Annotated in this window: 14 protein-coding genes; 9 read left to right on the plus strand and 5 right to left on the minus strand. The window is 70.2% G+C overall.

The genetic code is table 11. The features are described from left to right. Window positions 1-69 precede the first annotated feature (69 nt). Window positions 70-717, minus strand: a complete 648-nt coding sequence (locus ABD882_RS12790) for a phosphoribosyltransferase (protein ID WP_345187512.1) — start codon at window positions 715-717, stop codon at window positions 70-72. A 96-nt stretch (window positions 718-813) separates the two neighbouring features. On the opposite strand from ABD882_RS12790, the gene ABD882_RS12795 reads away from it, so the two are divergent. Continuing rightward, the gene (locus tag ABD882_RS12795) at window positions 814-1857 is read left to right on the plus strand and encodes an LLM class flavin-dependent oxidoreductase (protein ID WP_345187514.1); all 1044 of its coding nucleotides are present in this window, start codon (window positions 814-816) and stop codon (window positions 1855-1857) included. 227 nt (window positions 1858-2084) lie between these two features. After that, on the plus strand, window positions 2085-2717 hold the full coding sequence (locus ABD882_RS12800) for a nucleoside/nucleotide kinase family protein (protein ID WP_345187516.1): 633 nt from the start codon (window positions 2085-2087) through the stop codon (window positions 2715-2717). A gap of 85 nt (window positions 2718-2802) precedes the next feature. Here the strand turns inward: ABD882_RS12800 and ABD882_RS12805 are convergent, their stop codons facing one another. Next, window positions 2803-3951 (minus strand): LacI family DNA-binding transcriptional regulator, encoded by a 1149-nt coding sequence (locus ABD882_RS12805; protein WP_345187518.1) that lies wholly within the window; start codon window positions 3949-3951, stop codon window positions 2803-2805. A gap of 117 nt (window positions 3952-4068) precedes the next feature. Here ABD882_RS12805 and ABD882_RS12810 point away from each other — a divergent pair, with 117 nt between their 5' ends. Both ABD882_RS12810 and ABD882_RS12815 read left to right on the plus strand, forming a co-directional pair. Then, window positions 4069-5571, plus strand: coding sequence for a GMC oxidoreductase (locus ABD882_RS12810; protein ID WP_345187520.1), 1503 nt, complete (start codon window positions 4069-4071; stop codon window positions 5569-5571). 92 nt (window positions 5572-5663) lie between these two features. After that, window positions 5664-6539, plus strand: coding sequence for a shikimate dehydrogenase family protein (locus tag ABD882_RS12815; RefSeq protein ID WP_345187521.1), 876 nt, complete (start codon window positions 5664-5666; stop codon window positions 6537-6539). Between the two features lie 50 nt (window positions 6540-6589). Here the strand turns inward: ABD882_RS12815 and ABD882_RS12820 are convergent, their stop codons facing one another. Both ABD882_RS12820 and ABD882_RS12825 read right to left on the minus strand, forming a co-directional pair. Further along, window positions 6590-10033, minus strand: a complete 3444-nt coding sequence (locus tag ABD882_RS12820; protein ID WP_425563368.1) for a GH32 C-terminal domain-containing protein — start codon at window positions 10031-10033, stop codon at window positions 6590-6592. A gap of 439 nt (window positions 10034-10472) precedes the next feature. Next, entirely contained in the window at window positions 10473-11477 is a 1005-nt protein-coding gene (locus tag ABD882_RS12825) for a LacI family DNA-binding transcriptional regulator (RefSeq protein ID WP_345187524.1), read from the minus strand. A 172-nt stretch (window positions 11478-11649) separates the two neighbouring features. On the opposite strand from ABD882_RS12825, the gene ABD882_RS12830 reads away from it, so the two are divergent. From ABD882_RS12830 to ABD882_RS12850, 5 genes are all read left to right on the plus strand, one after another. After that, on the plus strand, window positions 11650-12744 hold the full coding sequence (locus ABD882_RS12830) for a substrate-binding domain-containing protein (RefSeq protein WP_345187526.1): 1095 nt from the start codon (window positions 11650-11652) through the stop codon (window positions 12742-12744). A 64-nt stretch (window positions 12745-12808) separates the two neighbouring features. Then, window positions 12809-13861 carry an ABC transporter permease gene (locus ABD882_RS12835; RefSeq protein ID WP_345187529.1) on the plus strand — a complete coding sequence of 351 codons (1053 nt, stop codon included), beginning with the start codon at window positions 12809-12811 and terminating at the stop codon, window positions 13859-13861. Continuing rightward, a complete protein-coding gene (locus ABD882_RS12840; protein ID WP_345187531.1) occupies window positions 13858-14637 on the plus strand; it encodes an ATP-binding cassette domain-containing protein in 780 nt (259 codons plus the stop codon). Before ABD882_RS12835 ends, ABD882_RS12840 begins: the two co-directional genes overlap by 4 nt. Further along, window positions 14634-14933, plus strand: coding sequence for a putative quinol monooxygenase (locus ABD882_RS12845; RefSeq protein ID WP_345187532.1), 300 nt, complete (start codon window positions 14634-14636; stop codon window positions 14931-14933). The genes ABD882_RS12840 and ABD882_RS12845 overlap by 4 nt, the downstream gene beginning before the upstream one ends. Further along, the gene (locus tag ABD882_RS12850; RefSeq protein ID WP_345187534.1) at window positions 14930-15865 is read left to right on the plus strand and encodes a carbohydrate kinase family protein; all 936 of its coding nucleotides are present in this window, start codon (window positions 14930-14932) and stop codon (window positions 15863-15865) included. The genes ABD882_RS12845 and ABD882_RS12850 overlap by 4 nt, the downstream gene beginning before the upstream one ends. Before the next feature lie 108 nt (window positions 15866-15973). On the opposite strand, the gene pheA is transcribed toward ABD882_RS12850, so the two are convergent. Then, window positions 15974-16924 carry a prephenate dehydratase gene (pheA, locus tag ABD882_RS12855; protein ID WP_345187536.1) on the minus strand — a complete coding sequence of 317 codons (951 nt, stop codon included), beginning with the start codon at window positions 16922-16924 and terminating at the stop codon, window positions 15974-15976. Window positions 16925-16927 lie beyond the last annotated feature (3 nt).

A 16927-nucleotide genomic window follows, 5' to 3' on the forward strand; every position in this document is an offset into this window, starting at 1 on the left:
GCGGCCAGGGTATCGGGCGGGTGCGGCCGGGTTCGGGGAGGCGGACCGGGGAACGCACCGGACCGACGCTCACCGGACCTCGGCGAGCAGCGCCACGACCTCCGCGTCGGACGTCTGCCGGAAGTCGACGTAGTGCATCCCCACCGACATGAATCCGTCCGGCGCCTCCAGGCAGATGACCTCGTCGGCATCCGGATCCGCTCCGCCGCGGAGCGCCGCCAGCGCGTCCGGCGGCCCGACGGGGACCGCGACCACGACGCGCGCGGCGCCGCGCGCACGAGCGATCGCGCAGGCCGCGCGCACGGTGGCTCCGGTGGCGATCCCGTCGTCGACGATCAGCGCGGTCCGCCCGGCGAGCGACGCGGGCGCGCGTCCGCCGCGGAACAGCCCTGCGCGCCGCTCCACCTCGATCCGCTCGCGGCGCTCCGCGGCCCGCAGCGTGTGCTCGTCCACCCCGGAGTCGCGCACGACGTCGGGGTTCCTGACCGTCGCGCCTTCCTCGCCGACCGCGCCCATGGCGAGCTCCTCGTGCCAGGGCACGCCGACCTTGCGCACGACCAGCACGTCCAGCGGGGCGCCGAGTGCGCGCGCCACCTCGGCCGCTACGGGGACCCCGCCCCGCGGCAGTCCGAGCACCACGGCATCCGGAGGCGGATCCGCCACCAGCCGCGCGGCGAGTCGGCGCCCCGCATCCACGCGATCCTGGAAACCGTGCATTCCTCCGGCCTACGCCGGGGCCGGGTTGGAGTCAAGGGCGGGGCCGGGCCGGCCCGATCCGGAATGCCCCGGCGTCCGTCCGTGTTGGCACGAAGGATGTCTGATCTCGCGCTCTCCGTCCTCGACCTCGTCCCGGTCCGCACCGGCCAGACCAGCGCGCAGGCGGTGTCGGCGTCGCTCGCCCTCGCCGCAGTGGCCGATGAACTCGGCTACCGGCGCTACTGGTTCGCCGAGCACCACAACATGCCTGCGGTGGCCTCGACCACCCCGCCGGTGCTGATCGCCGCGGCCGCCGCACGTACACAGCGCATCCGGGTCGGATCCGGCGGTGTCATGCTGCCGAACCACGCGCCGCTCATCGTGGCGGAGCAGTTCGCCGCGCTCGAGGCCCTCGCCCCCGGACGCATCGACCTCGGCATCGGACGCGCCCCGGGCAGCGATCCGGTGATCACCCAGTTGCTGCGGGCCTCGGGCACCGTCGGCGACGTCGAGCGCTTCCCCGACCACGTGCAGGACATCGCACTGATGCTGCAGCCCGACGGCGCGACCGTGCAGTTCACCTCGGGCGGGGAGTACGCCGTGCGCTCCACGCCTGCCGCGACCGGCGCCCCGGAGGTGTGGCTGCTCGGATCCAGCGACTACTCCGCGCAGCTCGCCGCCTCCCTCGGCCTGCCGTACGTGTTCGCGAACCACTTCTCCGGACAGGGGCTGGAGCGCGCGCTGTCGCTGTACCGTTCCGGGTTCCGGCCGAGCGAGGCGCACCCCGCGCCGCGCACGTTCCTCACCGCGAACGTCGTCGCCGCTCCCACCGCCGAGGAGGCCGAGGAGCGCGCGATCCCGCAGCTGCGCATGATGGCCCGGCTGCGGCTGAACCGTCCGCTCACCGCACTCGAGACCGTGGAGCAGGCCCGCGCCGCCCTCGCTGCAAACCCCGATCCGCAGGAGGAGCAGATCCACGCCGCGGCGAAGGCGAACTGGTTCGTCGGCGACGCGGCGACCGTGCGCGCGTCCCTCGCCGCCTTCGCCGCGCAGCACGCCGTCGACGAGATCATGATCTCCCCGGTCGCGGGATCCTTCTCGGCCGAGGATCCGGATCGCACCCCCGGCCGCACCCAGACCCTGGAGCTGCTCGCGGGCTGATCCGGGCACGGCGTCCGCCGTGAGAAACCACATCCTGCACGAGACACACTCTCAGACCTGGTGTCTCACGCAGGATCTGGTTTCTCGCGGCACCTGGGGCACGCGGCTCCTGGGGTACGGATCCGCGCTCCGGTCGCGCCGTCGGACGAGCCGTACGAGACCGGATGCCGCCATAGGCGGCGTCACCGAGCGCACCGGGCCGCTGCCGCCCCGCGTAAAGTGCGAACGTGCAGATTCTGGATGAGGCCGTCGTCGACCGCGCCGTGGCGCTGGCGGGGAGGGCGGATCGCGTCGTGCTCGGCATCGCGGGCGAACCCGGTGCCGGCAAGACCACCCTGACCACCGCCCTGATCGAGGCGCTCACCGCCCGCCGCGTGCCGGTCGCATGGCTGCCGATGGACGGCTTCCACCTGGGCGACGGCAGCCTCGACGCCCTCGGCCTGCGCGCGCACAAGGGCGCCATCGAGACGTTCGACGGCTGGGGCTATCTCGCCGCGCTCCGGCGCGTGCTCGCCGAGCCCGGGCATCCGGTCTACATTCCCGGCTTCGAGCGCACGCTGGAGCAGCCGATCGCGGCGGATCGCGTGATCCCGCCGGGGCCGGCGCTGATCCTCACCGAGGGCAACTACCTGCTCGACGAGGAGGAGCCGTGGTCGCTCGTGCGAGAGGTGGCGGCAGAGATCTGGTACGCCGACGTGCCCGGCGAGCTTCGCCGGGATCGCCTGGTGGCGCGTCATGTCGCGTTCGGAAAGTCTCGCGATGCCGCGGAGGCGTGGGTCGCGCAGGTCGATGAGCCCAACGCGGAGCGGATCCGCGCACGGCGCATGCACGCCGACCTGATCGTCCCGATCGGCGCCTGAGCCGGGCGGTCCTGCACGCCGCGACACGCCGACGGCGGCTCACCACGGCGCGGGCGCGGGACGGCTGCGCCCGGACGACGGCGGCTCAGCTCGGCGGGGCCGTGGTGGACCGCACGTGCAGGGTCGTCGGGAGCACGCGCGCCTGCGCCGGGCCCGGCCTGCCGCCCGCGAGCCGCTCGTCGATCCTGGCCATCAGCAGCCGCCCGGCCACCGCGCCCTTCGCCTGCAGCGGCTGCTCGATCGTGGTGAGCCCGACAGCTTCCGCGCGCTCGATGTCGTCCACCCCGACGATGCTGACCCGGCCCGGCACGTCGATGCCGAGCTCGGCGGCGCGCGCAAGCGCTCCCAGAGCGAGCTCATCCGACAGGCAGAACACGGCGGTGAGCGCGGGGTGCCGGGCCATCAGCGCCGCGAACCCGGCGGCCCCGGCCTGCTCGCTGGAGATCGTGCGCTCCTCGATCGTCACCTCCGCCGCAGACCCGTGCGCGGCCAGCCCCGCACGCAGTCCCTCGATCCGGGCGCGCAGCACCGCGTAGTCGGGCACCGCGTCGCGCGGCACGGGCCCGTTCCGCCGCGCCTGGCTGAGCCGTGGCGCGATCACGCCGACCCGCTCATGCCCGAGCTGCGCGAGATGCTCCCCCACCGTGACGCCGACCGCGCGATCGTCGATCCCGACCCAGTCCCAGGCCGGACCGGCGTGCGGCTGATCCACCACGACGATCGGGATCCGCCGCGCTTGGGCCGCAGCGAGCACCGGCTCTCTGTCGCCGACGGAGTACACGATCACCCCGTCGATCGCGACGGTGCCGAGCGGCGGGACGGAGGCCGCGCCGCGCAGCGGGGTCGCCGCTCCGACCGAGCGGACCGAGCCCGATCCCGAGCTCGATCCCGAGCCCGAGCCCGAGCCCGACGGCAGCATCACCAGGCTCCGCCCGGTCTCCTCGCACGTCTGCGCGACCCCCGCGAGGAATCCGACCGCTGCATGGTCCTCGAAGGCGAACGGCAGCGCGTCGGTGAGCACCAGTCCGATCGCGTCCGCCCGGCCGCGGCGCAGCTGCCGCGCGGCGAGATCGGGGCCGGAGTAGCCGATCCGCTCCGCCTCGGCGAGGATCCGCTCGAGCGTGGCCGCACCGACCCGTTCGGGCCGGTTGAAGGCGTTCGACACCGTCGCCGTGGAGAGGTCGAGGGCGCGCGCGAGCGAGAGCAGCGACGCGTCGGAAGCGGGCCTTGGCATGATGGACGACTCCTCCACGTGTTAACCATTCACATGACAGAAGCAGTCTAGATCCTTGAATTCCAGGCTATGTACGGCAGAGAATTCCTTCGATACACATTCGAAGGGATCCTCTGCATGAACATCACGGCCGACTGCGTCGTCATCGGATCAGGCATGGGCGGCGGCATGACCGCATTGGCCCTGGCCCGGAAGGGTCTCGACGTGCTGCTCGTGGAACGCGGCGAGCGCATCCGCCGCGAGCCGCAGAACTGGTCGCCCGAGGAGGTGTTCCTGAAGCGCCGCTACAAGCCCGCGGAGACCTGGCTGGATCACAATGGCCGTGCGTACAAGCCCGGGGTGCACTACGTCGTCGGCGGCAGCACGAAGGTCTACGGTGCGAGCCTTCCCCGGTTCCGGGAGAGCGACTTCGAAGCCGCCCAGCACGATGACGGCGTCTCGCCCGCCTGGCCGTTCCGCTACGCCGACATCGAGCCGTACTACGCCGCGGCGGAAGACCTGCTCCACGTGCACGGCACCACCGGGCAGGATCCCACCGAGCCCTGGCGCAGCGGCCCGTACCCCTACCCTGCAGTCGAGCACGAACCGTACATCGCCGACCTCGCCGAGCGTCTGCGTGCGCAGGGCGCCTCCCCCGCGGCCAACGCGATGGGCATCGACCTGAGGCCGCGCGGACTGTGCATCCGCTGCGGCACGTGCGACGGCTTCCCGTGCCTCGTCGGCGCCAAGAGCGATGCGGAGACCTGCGCGGTGGACCCGGCGCTGGAGACCGGCAACGTGCGCCTGCTCACCGGCGTGCGGATCGACCGGCTCGAGACGGATCCGTCCGGCGCGCGAATCGTCCTGGCCGTCGGCGAAGGCGCAGACGGCGAGGTGCGGATCACCGCGGCGAAGTTCGTGGTCGCGGCCGGCGCCGTGAACTCGGCGGCTCTGCTGCTGCGCTCGGCGGACTCGAAGCATCCCGACGGGCTCGCGAACTCGTCCGGCCAGGTCGGGCGGAACTACATGATGCACAACAACGCGCACATCGCCGCGTTCGACGCCACCCGGCGCAACGACGTCGTGTTCCAGAAGACGCTCTCTGTGAACGACTGGTATCACGACGGCGGCGACGGCAAGCCCGGCGGCGTGATGCAGCTGGTCGGTAAGGTGCAGGGTTCGATGATGAAGCTCGAGGCGCCGTACGCGCCGCGGTTCGCGCTCGACGAGTTCGCCAAGCGCAGCGTGGAGTGGCTCGTGATGAGCGAGGATCTCCCGTCCCCCGAAAACCGGGTCACCCTCGACGCGAGCGGCCGGATCGTCACGCACCGCACCGCGCTCGGCGTCGCCGCGCACCGGCGCACGATGAAGTCCGCCAAGCGCCTCCTGCACCGGGTCGGCTACCAGATCATCGGCACGCAGTGGTTCGGGATCGAGATGAACAGCCACATGTGCGGCACGGTCGTGGCCGGGCAGGATCCGTCCCGCTCGGTGCTGGACGGCTACTGCCGCGCGCACGACGTGGCGAACCTGTGGGTCATCGACGGGGGGTTCTTCCCGTCCAGCGCGGCGATGAACCCCGCCCTCACGATCGCGGCGCAGGCGCTGCGCGTGGTGGCCGAATCCGACATCGCGGCCTGAGCCGGCCGCCGACGAGAACACCCGAGGCCCGAATGATCCCCGAGAGCACACCTCCCCTCGCCCATCGCCCCCTCCCGACAGGAGCACAGACCATGCCAGATCCCACCCCGCTGATGCCGGCGCTGACCGGATCGTTCTCATCGCCCGCGGGCGGCAACCCGACCGGCGCGATGGTCGAGGCCGCCTACCGGCACCACGGCGTGCTCGCCCGGTTCGTGAACTGCGACGTCCCGCCCGAGCACCTGCCCGACGCCGTGCGCGGCGCGATCGCCATGGGCTGGATCGGGTTCAACCTGTCACTGCCCAACAAGCAGGCCGTGATCCCGCTCCTCGACGGACTCGCCCCGTCGGCCGCCCTCATCGGCGCGGTGAACTGCGTGCAGATCACCCCCGGCGCTCTGATCGGCAACAACACCGACGGACAGGGTTTCGTCCAGGCGCTGCGCGAGCGGCGGGATCCGCAGGGGCTGCGCGTCGTCCTGTTCGGCGCGGGTGGCGCCGCTCGCGCGATCGCGGTCGAGCTGGCGCTCGCCGGGGTCGCACGGCTCACGATCGTGAACCGCACGGTCGAGCGCGCGGAGGAGATCGCCGCGATCGTGCGTGAGAACTCCGCCGCCGAGGCGATCGCGGTCGCCTGGGACGGATCCTTCCCGATCCCCGCCGACACGGACGTCGTGGTGAACGGCACGTCGATCGGACTCGCCCCCGACACGGACGCGCGAGTCGATCTCGTCGCCGAAAGCATCCTGCCCACCATGCTGGTGTGCGACGTGATCCCGAACCCGCCGGACACGATGCTGCTCCGGGAGGCGCGCGCGCAGGGCGCGGCGACCCTGGACGGTCGCGCGATGCTGGCGAATCAGGCCGCGATCAACCTCAACCTGTGGATGGGCCTGGATCCGGATCGGGACGTCATGCGCACCGCGCTCGACGCCGCGATCGGCGACTGGCGGCACCCGACGTCCTGAGACCAGGGCGGCCCCTCACGGTTCCGGGGACCGTGAGGGGCAGCCGTGGACTACTTCGTGCGGAACCCCGCCCGCAGAGTCGAGCCGTCCGCCGTGGTCAGCGCCACCGCAAAACACTGGCCGGATGCCTGCGGCGTGCGCCAGTTCGCGATCCACTGCTGCGCCACGGGGTCATACCGCAACGCGGTCGCCCCGGTGCTCGGCACGGTCGTGGCGGCTCCCGTCGCCTCCCCGCTCGTGCACGAGACGGGCGTCACCGCGATCGATCCCTGCAGGACCGCGGCGTCGGTGATCGCCGCCCCGCGGACGGTCGCCGTGAACTTCAGCGGGACCGTGGATCCGCCGTTGATCACCGTGACCGCTCCCGCGCCGGACGCGACCGGCGACGCGAACCCGGTGAACGTCCACGGCGCGATCGTGACCGTGCGCGTCACGTCGGGCGCCGGATTGTAGCTCGCGTCACCCTGCTGGTGCGCCGTGACGGTGCAAGATCCGGCCGCCGTCGGATGCGCGGCACCGTTGACGATCGTGCAGCTGCCCGAGGCGGTGAAGGTCACCGGCAGTCTCGACGACGCCGTGGCACTCAGCGCGATGTCGGGATCGCCGAAGGTCACATCGGCTGGTGCGGGGAACGCGATCGACTGATCCGCGCCCCACATGGCATCCTGCAGCGGAGTCACCGTGAGGCTGTCCAGATGCGCGGTGCCGCCGGTGGCCGTGAGCGCGATTCCGGTGCTGCTCGCTTTCGGGAAGACCTGGTCGGTGATCGTACGGATCCCGCCCTGCGCGAACGCCTCCACCGACGAGGTGTCGAGATACAGCTGCAGGTGCAGCTTCCCATCCGCGAGCGAGACGGGCGTCTGCTCGACGGACGCGAAGGAGGCGTTGAATCCGACGTCTCCGGACGCGCGCCGATCCAGCGAGAGCATGCCCGTCGCCGTGTCGTACGTGATCGGCGTGCCCTCCGATCCGTCCGCAGCACGCCGCACGATCACCCCGAACTGCGAGGCCGTGCCCTGCGAGATCGTGAGGTCGACCTTCACCACGGCCGTGCCCGTCGTGGTCGGGACGACCGTGGTGCCTGCGGCGATGTCGCCCGCCGGCATCGCGAATGCCCGGGTGGGCTCCTCGATGCCGCTCAGCTGCGCGACCGGCTGCTGAACGAGCCGGAGGTGACCGTCGACGGTCTGCAGGGCGACCTCCCGCGGCAGCGACATGGCGCTGCGCCACGGAGTCGTGGGGATGTCGTTGCCGTAGTCCCAGTTGTTCATCCAGCCGATCATGATCCGCTTGCCGTCCGGCGCATCGTTGAAGGAGTTTCCGGCATAGAAGTCACGACCGTAATCGACCCAGTTCGCGCGATGCGTCGAGTCGATGGCCGCGGTGTCGGATTGCGTGAACTCGTCGGCGAGGATGTGTCCCCAGCCGCCGGTGTTCTGATCGACGAGGCGGATCTGCGCCTTCTGCCCGATGAGCGAAGACACGTCCCAGGACGCCCAGTCCATCGATTCCGAGTCGGCGCCGGTCGTGCTCTTGACGATCTTTCCGTCCACGATCAGATCGACCGCGGTCTGGTGATCGTAGGGAGCAGCCGCGTGATTGGAGAACACGAAGTCATCGACGATGATGTGCCCCCACGACCCGCTGTCGCTCGCGTCCACGATCTGGATCTGTGCCTGCTGCCCACGCAATGATGCGACATTCCAGGACGTCCAGTCCAGGTTCGCACTGTTGTTGCCGGTCGCGGATTCCACGACCTTTCCGCCGACCAGCAGGTTCACCACCGTCGGTTTCGGGCTCGAGAGCGGGTGATTCCCGCCGGCGATGAGGAAGTCGATGTAGTCGGAGCCGATGGTGAAGACCGGCGACGTCAGGGTGCCCTGCGCGGCGTCACAGGCCCCGACGCAGGTGTCCAAGGCCGCCTGCCCCTGCTGACCGGGCAGGGACTCGTTGTGGGGTGCGATCCCGGCCAGATCGCCCGTCCCGGTCCATCCCGGAAGGCTCCCGCTTTCGAAGTCTTCGAAGGTCGAGACCGCCTGATCCGACTGCACGAACTGGTCGGCGAGGATATGGCCCCAGCCGCCGGTGTTCTCGTCGACGACGCGGATGGTCGCGTTCTGTCCTCGGTAGGCGCTGACGTCCCAGCTGGTCCAGTTCAGGGTCTCGGAGTTGCGGCCTGTCGCCGACGCCACGACCTGGCCGTTCACGACGAGCTCGACCGCAGTGGGGTCGGGGCTGTCCGACGGATGATTCCCGCCGCCGATGAGGAAGTCGAGGTGATCGCGGGTGATCGGGAAGCTCGGCGAGGTGAGCACCCCGGTGGCCGAGTCCCCGCCGACGAAGCTGTCCACCAGACCGGATCCGAGGTAGCCGCTGACAGCCAGCTGTCCCGGCAGCGCACCCGTCGCCGGAGCGGTGCCGAAGGCCATGCCGGTGCTCGTCCAGTCGTCGTATCCGGAGCCGTCGAAGCTCGCCAGCACGTCGCCGGCGGGAGCGGCGCCGTTGTTGTCGCTGCCGGGGACGTACGGGTGCTTCCCCCCGCCGACGAGGAAGTTGAGATGCGGATTCGTGATCGTGAACTCCGGCGAGGTGAGCGTGCCCGTCGTCGCATCCGCACCATGGAAGCTGTTGGCGAACCCGGTGCCGAGGAATCCGGAGACGGTCTGCTGGCCGTCCACGGCGCCGGTCGCCGGCCCCGTGCCGAAGGCGGTGCCGGTCGAGGTCCAGGATCCGAACGACCCGCCCTCGAAGTTCTGCAGGCCGGAGCCGGACGGCGGGGTGTAGCCCGCCTGATCGCTCGTGAATGTCGTGCCGTCGAAGTCGCCGACGAAGTACTGGCCACCCGAGCCGCCGGAGATGGCGCCGGGGTTGATCCCGACCGTCAGCACCCACTTGGTCCGGGACGAGTCACCGTCAACCGCCAGGGGGAAGAGATCGGGCGTCTCCCAGACGCCGCCGGTCGCGTTCGCCGGACCGAAGTCGCTGAGGTGCGTCCAGGTCTTCAGATCGGTGCTCTTGTACAGCACGACCTGGTGCGCGGTCGCCTCGACCGCCGTCATGACCCAGTACGAGCCGGCTGCGCCGGTGTACCGGAACACTTTCGGATCCCGGAAGTTCGCCGAGCCGCGGTCGAGCACGGGATTGTTCGCGTACTTGGTCCAGGTCTGGCCGTGATCCGTGCTGTACGCGAGCGACTGCGCCTGAAGACCATTGTGCGGCCCGGCCTTGTACGCGCTCGTGTAGATCGCCACGAGCGGCGGATTCTGGTCGCTGCCGAATCCGGAGGTGTTGCCCGCGTCTGCCACAACACTGCCCGAGAAGATGTCTTCTTCCGCGTCGTTCGGGATCGCGAGCGGCTGCTCCTGCCAATGGACCAGATCGGTGCTGGTGGCGTGCCCCCAGCTCATGTTGCCCCACGTGTTTCCGAGCGGGTTGTACTGGTAGAAGAGGTGGTAGACGCCGTTCTCGTAGACCAGGCCGTTCGGATCATTCATCCAATTCTGAGCAGGGCTGTAGTGAATCTGAGGTCGGTATTGCTGCGTCGCTTCGGGGTGGGTCGTCCCCCCGCTCGCTGCAGTCGCCATGCTCGGGGCGAGCAGAAGACCGCCCGCCAGGATGCCGGATGCGACCGCGACGGGCCATCGGCTTCTTTGCCTTCTCATTCTGAGCCTCTCGTAGTGGGCTGACAACGGTGTCGCCCGCCGAGAAGCTACTGCGGTTGCCGGCAAAGCACAAGTGTCCCCCGTCATTTCGCGGATCCTGGGGCTCTTACCAAAGCGGTCGACAAGTGTCGCCCGCAAGGGTCGCCGCCCTCACGACAGCGTTGTCAGCTCCGGCAGACGTCCTGAGGGCGGCGCTCCGAACGTCTCGAGACGCGCGCATCGCATCGATCCGGCTTCGAGGATCCGCAATTCGGGCTCTCTTCGGATCGGTTCAGGCGCTCTCGGGGGCCGGGGGGCGGATCTCGCCCGAGCCGCGGGCGATCAGATCGACCGGGATGACGATGCGTGCGGGATCGAGAGGTCTGCCGGCGTCGAGGGCGGCGAACAGCCGCTCCGATGCGGCGAGTCCCATCTCCTGGGGGCGCTGCGCCACCACGGTGAGGCCGGGGTCGAGGAGATCCGCGAGCTCGACGTCGTCGAAGCCGACCAGCGCGACGTCACGGTGCCGGCCGAGCTTTCGCAGCGCGTGCACAGCGCCGATGGTGATGAGGTTCTGCCCACTGACGATGGCCGTGGGCGCGTCCGGAGCGGCGAGGAGGGTCATCACGGCCCGTTCGGCGGCGTCCTGATCCGACAGGTCCGCGACGATCGTGGCGGTGTCGGTGGGAACGCCGAACTCGCCCAGTGCGGTGAGGAATCCACGCTCGCGCTCACGGGCTGTCCAGATGGAGCGGCGGTCGATCAGGAGGGCGAGGCGGCGATGCCCGAAGCCGAGCAGATGCCTCGCCGCCACCCCAGCCCCCACGACGTTGTCCGAGTGGACGCAGTCCGCGGTGTAGCCGGTCGGCTCACGGTCGACGAACACCACGGGCATCCCCGGGGGCACGAGTTCGGCGAGATACTCCTGGCTCTCCGCGACACAGGTGAGGATCAGGCCGTCGACCTTGCGGCGCACGAAGGCCTCGACCGCGGCGACTTCGCGCTCCGGGTCGTCGTCGAGACTGGAGGCGAACACGGCGACGTCACGGTGCGCCGCGACGTCCTCGATCGCGCGGTGCATCGTCGCGGCGAACGGGTTCGCGACGCTGCCGAGCAGCAGTCCGACGGATCGCGTGCGCGTCGTCGTGCGGCGCAGGTTCGCCGCGTGCGCATCCGGTTCCCAGCGCAGCGCATCGATCGACGCGCGCACCCGAGCGGCGGTCGCGGGTGCGACGTTGGGCTCGTCGTTGACGACCCGGGAGACCGTCTTGATGCCGACTCCCGCGTGCTGGGCCACCTCACGGATCGTGATCCGCGGCGGCCTTGGCATTGATAACGATGTCATGTAGCCGCCGACTTTCTTTCAACTTTCGGTTGCGCCGCGCGAACCGATGGGCTAAACATACATCTGACACCGTTGTCAGGGGTGTCGCCCCGATCCTGTAAGGACAGCAAAGATGCCATTCCACATGACCCGCCGCACGAAGATGACCGCCGCCGTGTCCCTGGCCGCCGTCGCCGCTCTCTCGCTCGCCGCCTGCTCCTCCGGCGGTGCCGGTGGAGGATCCACCCCCGGCGCGAACGATCAGGTCGGCGTGACGCTCATCGTCAAGACGACCACCAACCCGTACTTCGTCTCCATGGAGGACGCGGCCAAGGCAGACGCGAAGAAGGCCAACGTCACGCTCACCCTCGCCGCCGGCAAGAAGGACGGCGACACCGACAGCCAGATCCAGGCGATCGAGAATGCGATCTCGCGCGGCGACAAGGGCATTCTGATCACGCCCAACGGCACCGCCGTAAACAACGAGATCGCGAAGGCCCGCAAAGCCGGCCTGTACGTGATCGCCCTCGACACCGTGCCGGATCCCGCGAACTCCGTCGACATCACGTTCGCGACCGACAACTTCGCCGCCGGCGAGCTGATCGGCACCTGGACCGCCGCGAAGCTCGACGGCAAGAAGGCCACGATCGCGATGCTCGACCTGTTCAGCGACCAGATCGTCTCGGTCGACACCAACCGCGACCAGGGCTTCCTCAAGGGCATGGGCATCACCGTGCCGGACAAGAGCAAGAACGGCACCGAGGCCGCGAGCGGAAAGTACACCGGCGGCAAGGGCGGCGACTACACGGTCGTCGGCCACCAGCCGACGCAGGGCGCGGAGGACGGCGGCCGCTCCGCCATGGAGACGCTGCTGTCGAAGAACCCCGACATCAACGTCGTCTACACGATCAACGAGCCCGCCGCGTACGGCGCCTACCAGGCCCTGAAGGCCGCCGGCAAGGAGAAGGACGTCACGATCGTCTCGATCGACGGCGGCTGCACCGGCGTCGGCTACGTCAAGGACGGCATCATCGGCGCGACCTCGCAGCAGTACCCGTCCAAGATGGCCTCGCTCGGCATGGAGGCCATCGCGAAGATCGCCCGTGGCGGCGAGAAGCCGAAGCCCAGCGACGGACTCGACTTCTTCAGCACCGGTCAGAAGCTCGTCACCGACCAGGCGATGACCGGCATCGACAGCATCACCACCGCCGACGCCAGCAGCACCTGCTGGGGCAAGTGATCCCCGGGGCGCCGGCATCGCCGCCGGCGCCCCTCCCCCTTCCCTCCGATTACGGGAGACCGCAATGTCAGACACCTCCACCCCGACGCCGCAGGCGGATCCGCCCACATCGGCGCTGCATCTCGCCGACGCGTTCCTTTCCCGGCAGACCCCCGCCATGCGCGTGCGCGCCCTGCTCTACCGCTATCCGGCGATCAGCCCGGCCATCGTCCTCGTCGTCGCGGTCATCGTGTTCGGCGTCATCAACCCGCGCTTCCTCGCACCGAACAACCTCTCCCTGATCACGCAGCAGGTCGCCGTGATCGGCACCCTGGGCGTCGCACAGACGCTCGTGATCCTGACCGCCGGCATCGATCTGTCCGTCGGCGCCGCGATGGTCTTGAGCTCGGTCGTGATCGGCAACGCCGCCGCCGGGATGGGGGTCCCGGGAATCCTCGCCCTGCTCGTCGGGCTCGTCGCCGGCATCCTCACCGGCCTCATCAACGGCGTGCTCGTCACACGGCTGAATCTGCCGCCGTTCATCGTCACCCTCGGCACCCTGAGCATCTTCACCGCGCTCACGCTGCTGCTCTCCAACGGAGCGACCGTGCAGGGCAACAAGCTGCCGGACATCGTCACCTGGACCGGGACCACGTTCCACCTCGGCGTGGACGTCACCTACGGCGTGCTGATGATGATCCTGCTCTATGTCGTGCTGGCCTTCACGCTCGGCCGCACCGCATGGGGACGGCACGTCTACGCCGTCGGCGATGACAAGGAGGCCGCGCGACTCAGCGGCATCCGCGTGAACCGCGTGCTGCTCAGCGTCTACGTCGTCGCCGGTGCCGTGGTCGCCCTCGCCGCCTGGATCCAGATCGGCCGAGACTTCGGGTCCAGCCCGAACGCCGCCGTCGACGCCAACCTGAACGCCATCACCGCCGTCGTCATCGGCGGCACGAGCCTCTTCGGCGGTCGCGGCAACATCTGGGGTACTCTCCTCGGTGCGCTCATCGTCGGCGTGTTCCGCAACGGCCTCGCCCTCGCCGGCTTGGACGTGCTCTACCAGACCCTCGCCGTCGGCATCCTCGTGATCGTCGCGGTCTCCATCGATCAGTGGATTCGGAAGGTGCGCAAGTGAACGCCTCAGCAACCGCCACCCGCACGCCCATCCTGTCGGCCAGCCGGCTCGTCAAGACCTACGGCCATGTGGTCGGTCTCGACGGCGTCAGCCTCGACCTGTACGCGGGCGAGGTCCTGGCCATCATCGGCGACAACGGCGCCGGCAAGACGACCCTCATCAAATGCCTGACCGGCGCCGAGATCCCCGACGACGGGGAACTCCGCCTCGACGGCGAGGTCGTGCACTTCAAGCGCCCGCAGGACGCCCGCGATGCCGGCATCGAGACCGTGTACCAGTCGCTCGCCGTCTCCCCCGCTCTGGACGTCGCGTCGAACATGTACCTCGGACGCGAGCTGCGCCGGCCCGGATTCCTCGGATCCGTGCTGCGCATGCTCGACACGAAGACCATGCGCAAGAACGCCCGCGACGAGCTCACCACGCTGGGAATCTCGACTCTGCAGGACGTCACCGTGCCGATCGAGAACCTGTCCGGCGGGCAGCGGCAGGCCGTGGCCGTGGCTCGCGCCGCGGCGTTCGGCTCGAAGGTCGTCGTGCTCGACGAGCCCACCGCCGCCCTCGGCGTGCGCGAGTCGAATCAGGTGCTCGAGCTCATCAAGCGCCTGCGCGACCGCGGCGTGCCGGTGATCCTGATCAGCCACAACATGCCGCACGTGTTCGAGGTCGCCGACCGGATCCACATCCAGCGCCTCGGCAAGCGCGCGGGCACGATCACGCCGCAGTCGCACACGATGTCCGAGGCCGTCGCGATCATGACGGGCGCGCAGACGCTGTGAGCGCGCGATACCTGTACGCCGAGTTCCAGGCGGTCCCGGGCGCGGGCGATGCGGTCGCATCGCTCGTGGCCGGGTACCGCCGGGACGTCGCGGCCGAGCCCGGCAATGTGCGCTTCGACGCGCATCGGCTGCAGGACGATCGCGACCGCTTCTTCGTCTACGAGGAGTATGCCGACGACGCGGCGTTCGACGCCCATGCGGGGTCGGCCTACTGCGCCCGGTTCAACGAAGAGCTCGCGCCCCTCGTGATCGGCGGCGGATCCGCGCTGACCTGGCTCGAACCGGTGCCCGCATGAGCCCGCGCTTCCTCGTCATCGGCGAGGCGCTCATCGACGTCGTCGACCGTGACGGCGAGCTCTCTCGGCACGTCGGAGGCAGTCCCCTCAACGTCGCCTTCGGTCTCGGCCGGCTCGGCGTCCGCACGGTCTTCGCGACCGAGTTCGGCAACGACGCCGACGGCGCCGCGATCGCCGCGCACCTCGCGTCCGCGGGCGTCGAGATCGCGCGGACCGACGACGGATCCCGCCCGACCTCGACCGCGCTGGCCCGGATCGGCGCGGACGGGTCGGCCTCATACGAGTTCGACATCGACTGGACGTTCCGCACGGCGCCGTCCATCGACGACGTGCACGCGGTGCACGTCGGATCCATCGGCGCGTTCCGCGCACCGGGAGGCCCGCGCGTGCTCGAGCTGATCGAGTCGCTCCCCTCCGACGTGCTGGTCGGCTTCGATCCGAACATCCGCCCCGCGCTCATGCCGTCCCGCGAGGAGAGCCGCCGGCTCGTCGAGCGCTTCGCCGCCCGCGCCACGATCGTCAAGCTGAGCGATGAGGACGCCGAGTGGCTGTACCCCGGGCGCGCGGACGAGGTCCCCGGGATCCTGCTGGCACAGGGCGCGCGACTGATCGCGATCACGCGCGGCGCGGAGGGCAGCACGCTGCACTCCCCCGGCGCGTCGGTGCATGTGCCGGCCCGTCCGACGGTCGCCGTCGACACGATCGGCGCCGGCGACGCATACATGTCGGGCCTGCTCGCCGCGATCGCCGCCCCGTCCGGCATGGTGACCGCGCTCGAGGAGCTCACCGCGGCCGACCTCGCGGCGATCGGCCGCATGGCGGCCACGTCCGCCGCCATCACCGTCGGGCGCGCGGGGGCGATGCCGCCCACCGCAGACGAACTCGAGCGCGCCGAGCGAGCCCCGAACGATCCACCCCCGTCCGGCCTGTGACGGCTCCGGCGCGAGAAACCAGATTCTGCATGAGACACCTGCTCAGACGTGGTGTCTCATGCAGGATGTGGTTTCTCGCGGATCCGGGCGTCGCGGATCCGGGCGCGACTACGCCTCGGGCTCGCCGGCGATGATGCCGCGCAGCCAGTCCCTCGCCTCGACGAACACGTCGTCGGCGTAGCGCTCGGGGTACTGCACGATGCGGCGGTCGGCGCGGGGGTACGAGCCGAGGTAGACCACCCGCGGGCTGAACCGGCGGATGCCGAGCAGGGCATCGGCCATCCGCTCGTCCTGGATGTGGCCGTCCGCATCGAGCACGAACCGGTACCGGCCCAGCTCGTCGCCGATCGGCCGGGACTGCAGCAGCGACAGGTTGATGCCTCGCGTGGAGAACTGCTCCAGCAGTTCGAGCAGCGCGCCGGCGTGGTCTTCGGGGAGCTCGACGATGAGCGACGTCTTGTCCGCTCCGGTGGGCGGCGACGGCGCGACCGTGCGCGCGACCAGCACGAACCGGGTGACGGCGTTGTCGTTGTCGCCGATGCTGTCGGCGAGCAGTTCGAGCTCGTGGTGCGCCACGATCCCGGGGGCGGCGATCGCGGCGTCGGCGTGCAGGGATCCGTCCAGGATCCCCAGCGCCGAGGCGACGTTGCTCGCCGCGGGGACATGCTGGTGCCGGGGGATGTGCTCGCCGAGCCAGCCGTAGCACTGCGCGTAGGCGACCGGATGCGCGGCGATGACGGTCACGTCCTCGATTCGCGTTCCGGGGGCGGCGACCAGCACGAAGTCGACCTTGACCAGGTATTCGCCGACGATCCTGAGCCCGGGCAGCGTGGCCAGGGCGTCGAGCGTCGTCGTGACCCCGCCCTCGACCGAGTTCTCGATCGCGATCATCGCGGCGTCGCTGCGGCCCTCGAGCACGTCCGAGAGGGCTTCGCCGACGTTGTGCACCGGACGCCAGTCGTGCCCGCGCGCCTCGGGAACCTGGTCGAGCGCGGCCTCCGTGAAGGTCCCCGCGGGGCCGAGATAGCTGTACGTGCGGCGGGCGGCGGGATCGGTCACGGC

This window comes from Microbacterium panaciterrae (assembly GCF_039541635.1).
GTDB lineage: Bacteria > Actinomycetota > Actinomycetes > Actinomycetales > Microbacteriaceae > Microbacterium > Microbacterium panaciterrae.

Bases quoted from the DNA above. Each gene is read 5' to 3' on its own strand.
- ABD882_RS12790 (WP_345187512.1), bottom strand. From the start codon at position 717: ATGCACGGTTTCCAGGATCGCGTGGATGCGGGGCGCCGACTCGCCGCG.
- ABD882_RS12795 (WP_345187514.1), top strand. From the start codon at position 814: ATGTCTGATCTCGCGCTCTCCGTCCTCGACCTCGTCCCGGTCCGCACC.
- ABD882_RS12805 (WP_345187518.1), bottom strand. From the start codon at position 3,951: ATGCCAAGGCCCGCTTCCGACGCGTCGCTGCTCTCGCTCGCGCGCGCC.
- ABD882_RS12810 (WP_345187520.1), top strand. From the start codon at position 4,069: ATGAACATCACGGCCGACTGCGTCGTCATCGGATCAGGCATGGGCGGC.
- ABD882_RS12815 (WP_345187521.1), top strand. From the start codon at position 5,664: ATGCCAGATCCCACCCCGCTGATGCCGGCGCTGACCGGATCGTTCTCA.
- ABD882_RS12820 (WP_425563368.1), bottom strand. From the start codon at position 10,033: ATGAATGATCCGAACGGCCTGGTCTACGAGAACGGCGTCTACCACCTC.
- ABD882_RS12830 (WP_345187526.1), top strand. From the start codon at position 11,650: ATGACCCGCCGCACGAAGATGACCGCCGCCGTGTCCCTGGCCGCCGTC.
- ABD882_RS12835 (WP_345187529.1), top strand. From the start codon at position 12,809: ATGTCAGACACCTCCACCCCGACGCCGCAGGCGGATCCGCCCACATCG.
- ABD882_RS12850 (WP_345187534.1), top strand. From the start codon at position 14,930: ATGAGCCCGCGCTTCCTCGTCATCGGCGAGGCGCTCATCGACGTCGTC.